This is a genomic window from Enterobacter sp. kpr-6, from assembly GCF_900116015.1.
GTDB lineage: Bacteria > Pseudomonadota > Gammaproteobacteria > Enterobacterales > Enterobacteriaceae > Enterobacter_D.
The window spans coordinates 1-4,800 of sequence record NZ_FOYH01000017.1 but is presented as its reverse complement, the minus strand read 5'-3'; the positions used below and the strand labels follow the sequence as shown (position 1 = coordinate 4,800).

Genomic DNA, 4,800 nt, shown 5'->3' with positions numbered 1-4,800 from the left:
CACGATGATGAACGGAACGCCTACCTGGCGACCCAGCAGGATGTGCTCACGGGTCTGCGGCATCGGGCCGTCAGTCGCAGCAACAACCAGGATCGCGCCATCCATCTGGGCAGCACCGGTGATCATGTTTTTAACATAGTCGGCGTGGCCCGGGCAGTCTACGTGTGCGTAGTGGCGGGTCGGGGTGTCATATTCAACGTGAGAGGTGTTGATGGTGATACCACGAGCTTTTTCTTCCGGCGCGTTATCGATCTGGTCGAATGCACGAGCAGAACCACCGTAGGTTTTAGCCAGAACGGTAGTGATGGCAGCGGTCAGCGTTGTTTTACCATGGTCAACGTGGCCGATAGTACCGACGTTAACGTGCGGTTTTGTACGTTCAAACTTTTCTTTAGACATCGATTGTCCCTCTAAGACACGGATAAATCGGTGATATCACCACATCAACCAGGCAACATGCCTGAACTGTTGAATACATTTAAATTGAAACAGAGAGAAACGGGAGGGAGAAGTGAAGTGGTGCTGATACCCAGAGTCGAACTGGGGACCTCACCCTTACCAAGGGTGCGCTCTACCAACTGAGCCATATCAGCACGTATTGGAGCGGGCAGCGGGAATCGAACCCGCATCATCAGCTTGGAAGGCTGAGGTAATAGCCATTATACGATGCCCGCATCCTGAAACTCGGCTACCCAGTTCTTTCTGTAACAAAAAAAGAGATTTCTCTCTTTTTAAGTTCGAGCTGATTATTCTTTCAACCAGCTCCGGCGGCAATAATGCTGCCAGAAAGTGGTGGTGGGGGAAGGATTCGAACCTTCGAAGTCTGTGACGGCAGATTTACAGTCTGCTCCCTTTGGCCGCTCGGGAACCCCACCGGACTTGATGGTGCCGACTACCGGAATCGAACTGGTGACCTACTGATTACAAGTCAGTTGCTCTACCTACTGAGCTAAGTCGGCATCAAGTAGCGCGCATTCTAGGTAGACCGACGCTCTCATGCAACAAAAAAATCGCATAAACCGTTCTATCGCTCACATTTTGTGCTTCCGCCTGCAAAAATGCTGTTATTTCAATCAATGCAGGACGATTATTCAGCGTTTTATAGATCGTAAGTTCCGAAAGCCTGTCGGCCTGGCACCCTATCCTCTCCGGTATATGCCGACTTTATCTCCGCCGTTAACCTTGTTTTAACTCTCTCTGTTCTGCATACCGTGATGCACCCCGGCGAAAGCATCACTTAAGGCGATTTTTTCTTATTATTCCTTTTCATCTGGTGTTACCCTCCTGCCTATTGTCTCAATTAACTAAATGCAGCATGCCTTTATGTCGTCTTTATAGACCGTGTCCCGCAGGCTCTTTCGTCTTCGGGCAGTGAGTAAATGTGCATCGCAGGCAGAACTATGCTTATGAGTAAAAAAGATCAATCGTTAATGACCCCTTATCTGGAGTTTAACCGTCACCAGTGGGCAGCGCTTCGTGATTCAGTGCCAATGACGCTGACCGAAGGGGAAATTGCACGGTTAAAGGGCATCAATGAAGATCTCTCCCTGGAAGAGGTCGCAGAGATTTATCTGCCGTTATCACGCTTACTCAACTTCTATATCAGTTCCAATCTACGCCGTCAGGCCGTTCTTGAGCAGTTCCTTGGCACTAATGGGGAACGCATTCCTTATATCATTAGTATTGCCGGTAGCGTGGCCGTAGGGAAAAGTACGACGGCACGTGTCCTACAGGCGCTGCTGAGCCGCTGGCCTGAACATCGCCGCGTTGAATTGATTACTACCGATGGCTTTTTGCATCCTAACCAGGTGTTGAAAGATCGGGGGTTGATGAAGAAGAAAGGTTTCCCGCAATCTTATGATATGCACCGTCTGGTGAAATTCGTTTCCGATCTTAAATCGGGTGCGCCAGATGTTACTGCGCCGGTTTATTCTCATCTGATTTACGATGTGATCCCTGAGGGGGACAAAACAGTCACACAGCCGGATATTTTAATTCTCGAAGGATTAAACGTCTTACAAAGTGGTATGGATTACCCTCATGATCCTCACCATGTATTTGTTTCTGATTTTGTTGATTTTTCTATCTATGTGGATGCACCTGAAGAGCTATTACAGACCTGGTACATTAATCGCTTCCTGAAATTCCGTGAAGGCGCATTTACCGATCCGGACTCTTACTTCCACAGCTATGCAAAATTGTCGGAAGAAGAAGCGGTAAATATTGCCACTTCATTATGGGAAGAGATTAATTATTTGAATCTTAAAGAAAACATCCTTCCAACGCGTGAGCGGGCGAGTCTTATCATGACCAAAAGCGCTAACCATGCTGTTGAACAAGTCCGTCTGCGGAAATAACAAAAAAAGGAGAGCATTGCGCTCTCCTTTCCCTTCTAACTTGCGCTTCTTAATGATATTTCACCGCCAACCCAGGGCTTGATAATACCGTCCTGTTCAAGAAGTAGTGCTCCCTGCGTATCTATTCCGCGTGAAATGCCGAAAATTTCTTTATCACCAATAATCAATTTAACAGGCCGATTAATAAAGTTATCCAGCTTTTCCCAACGCGAAAGATAAGGACTCAGCCCCTCTTGTTCGAATAAGACTAATGCTGCGCGCAATTCAGCGATAAGGCGAACGGCAAGCGTATTTCGATCAACAGTAAGACCCGCTTCCTGAAGATTGATCCAGCCCTGATTGATCACATCCGTTTCGACATTTCGCATGGCAAGGTTAATACCTGCACCGATAACGATTTGTGCGGCATCCCCGGTTTTGCCCGTCAGCTCAACAAGAATACCCGCGAGTTTACGATCCTGAAGATATAAATCATTCGGCCATTTTACCCGCACCTGCTCGGCACCTAAATCGCGCAGCACTTCCGCCATAACGATACCAATCACCAGGCTCAGACCAATTGCCGCCGCAGGGCCCTGCTCCAGACGCCAGAACATAGACAGATACAAGTTAGCGCCAAAAGGAGAAAACCATTTGCGACCACGGCGGCCGCGCCCGGCCTGCTGGTACTCAGCAACGCAGGCATCACCCGACTGTAACTGGCTAATCCGGTCCATCAGATACTGATTTGTAGAGTCAATGACCGGTAAAACGGCTACGGTTCCCTGACTGATCTGCTGATTGATGATTTCTTCATCCAGTAACTGGATGGGTTCTGGCAGGCTATAGCCCTTACCTGGCACCGTAAAGACGTCCACTCCCCAGTCGCGTAACGTCTGCACATGCTTATTAATGGCTGCCCGACTCATGCCCAGCCGCTCACCCAGTTGTTCTCCTGAATGAAACTCACCATCAGCCAGGATGGAAATCAGGGTCAACGGGATAGTATTGTCCTTCACGCGATGATCTCCACAGCATTGACTTCACCTGTCTGGCCAATAAACCGGACTTCCGGCTCAAGCCAGACGTTAAATTTCTCGCCGACGCGTTGCCGCACCAGATGAGCCAGTTCGACCACATCCTGACCGGTGGCGCAACTGGCATTAATCAGCACAAGCGCCTGATGTTGATGTACCGCTGCGCCGCCGATACGGGTGCCTTTTAAATCGCACCTGTCGATGAGCCATCCCGCCGCCAGCTTCACGCTTCCATCTGCCTGAGGGTAATGTGGAATGTCAGGAAACTGTATGAGTAATGTCTGTGCATCTTCTGCTGTTATTACCGGGTTTTTGAAGAAGCTGCCCGCATTACCGTTCACTTTAGGATCGGGAAGTTTAGTCATACGCATGTGACAGACCGAATCAAAAACTGCTTTAGGCGTAACGGTTGCCGGAGCCAAACGCGTCAGGTCACCATAAGACAGGATGGGTTGCCACACTTTAGGCAACCGTAAGCCTACTGCAACAATGGCATAGCGATCCTGATATTCATGCTTGAAGATACTGTCACGATAACCAAAACGACACTCTTCAGCACTGAGACGAAGAGGGTTGCCTGTTTCAAGCTCAATGCAATCAACGTATTCACAAACGTGCTGTAACTCAAGGCCATAGGCACCGATATTCTGAATAGGCGATGAGCCAACACAACCTGGGATGAGCGCTAAATTTTCCAGACCAGGCATTCCTTGCTCAAGCGTAAACTGCACCAGTTTATGCCAGTTTTCCCCTGCCCCCACGTGCAGTAGCCATGCATCAGCCTGCTCTTCTATATGAATACCCATGATGCGGTTCACAATGACGGTGCCGGCAAAATCTTCCAGGAAAAGAACGTTACTTCCTTCCCCTAATATCAAAACAGGTTGCTGGTTTTTAACCGCATCTTTCCAGGCATTGAATAATTGTTGCTCATTTTCAGCGCGAACGATCAGTGCTGCATCACGCTCAATGCCAAATGTGTTCCAGGGTTTAAGGGAGTGATTCATAGAGGCCATCCAGAGACAAAAACCTGGATAGTTTACAGTATATATAGCGGGATCGCTTGTGGAGAGTCGTTACAGGTGAGGAGTTAAAACGCAAAAAGGCCATCCTTCCGGATGGCCTCTTCACTTGATTGATGCCTGGCAGTTCCCTACTCTCGCATGGGGAGACCCCACACTACCATCGGCGCTACGGCGTTTCACTTCTGAGTTCGGCATGGGGTCAGGTGGGACCGCCGCGCTAGTGCCGCCAGGCAAATTCTGTTATCAACACGTCCTGTGACCTGTTGATGGTATCTGTATCAGGCTGAAAATCGTACTCTCAAATCACGCCAAAACAGCTTCGGCGTTGTAAGGTTAAGCCTCACGGTTCATTAGTACCGGTTAGCTCAACGCATCGCTGCGCTTACACACCCGGCCTATCAA

4 protein-coding genes, 4 tRNA genes and 2 rRNA genes are annotated in these 4,800 nt (G+C 49.1%); 1 reads left to right on the top strand and 9 read right to left on the bottom strand.

What is annotated here, in order from left to right:
• From BM373_RS21320 to BM373_RS21300, 5 genes are all read right to left on the bottom strand, one after another.
• Positions 1–399, bottom strand: a 399-nt coding sequence (locus tag BM373_RS21320) for a GTP-binding protein (protein WP_143102691.1), incomplete at its 3' end; no start/stop codon positions are given.
• Between the two features lie 118 nt (positions 400–517).
• A tRNA-Thr gene (locus BM373_RS21315) sits at positions 518–593 on the bottom strand.
• Between the two features lie 6 nt (positions 594–599).
• Positions 600–674 (bottom strand) — tRNA-Gly (locus tag BM373_RS21310).
• 116 nt (positions 675–790) lie between these two features.
• Positions 791–875, bottom strand: a tRNA-Tyr gene (locus BM373_RS21305).
• A gap of 8 nt (positions 876–883) precedes the next feature.
• Positions 884–959: transfer RNA gene (locus tag BM373_RS21300), tRNA-Thr, on the bottom strand.
• 447 nt (positions 960–1,406) lie between these two features.
• Between BM373_RS21300 and coaA the strand changes: the two genes are divergently transcribed.
• On the top strand, positions 1,407–2,357 hold the full coding sequence (gene coaA, locus BM373_RS21295; RefSeq protein WP_090466156.1) for a type I pantothenate kinase: 951 nt from the start codon (positions 1,407–1,409) through the stop codon (positions 2,355–2,357).
• A 35-nt stretch (positions 2,358–2,392) separates the two neighbouring features.
• Here the strand turns inward: coaA and birA are convergent, their stop codons facing one another.
• The 4 genes from birA to BM373_RS21275 form a co-directional block, all read right to left on the bottom strand.
• Entirely contained in the window at positions 2,393–3,355 is a 963-nt protein-coding gene (birA, locus tag BM373_RS21290) for a bifunctional biotin--[acetyl-CoA-carboxylase] ligase/biotin operon repressor BirA (protein ID WP_090466153.1), read from the bottom strand.
• The gene (gene murB, locus BM373_RS21285) at positions 3,352–4,380 is read right to left on the bottom strand and encodes a UDP-N-acetylmuramate dehydrogenase (protein ID WP_090466150.1); all 1,029 of its coding nucleotides are present in this window, start codon (positions 4,378–4,380) and stop codon (positions 3,352–3,354) included. Before murB ends, birA begins: the two co-directional genes overlap by 4 nt.
• Positions 4,381–4,513: 133 nt before the next feature.
• A 5S ribosomal RNA gene (gene rrf / locus BM373_RS21280) occupies positions 4,514–4,629 on the bottom strand.
• Between the two features lie 98 nt (positions 4,630–4,727).
• Positions 4,728–4,800: ribosomal RNA gene (locus BM373_RS21275) — 23S ribosomal RNA — on the bottom strand; the annotation flags it as partial.

Coding starts and splice junctions, on each gene's coding strand:
- coaA (WP_090466156.1), top strand. CDS start 1,407: ATGAGTAAAAAAGATCAATCGTTAATGACCCCTTATCTGGAGTTTAAC.
- murB (WP_090466150.1), bottom strand. CDS start 4,380: ATGAATCACTCCCTTAAACCCTGGAACACATTTGGCATTGAGCGTGAT.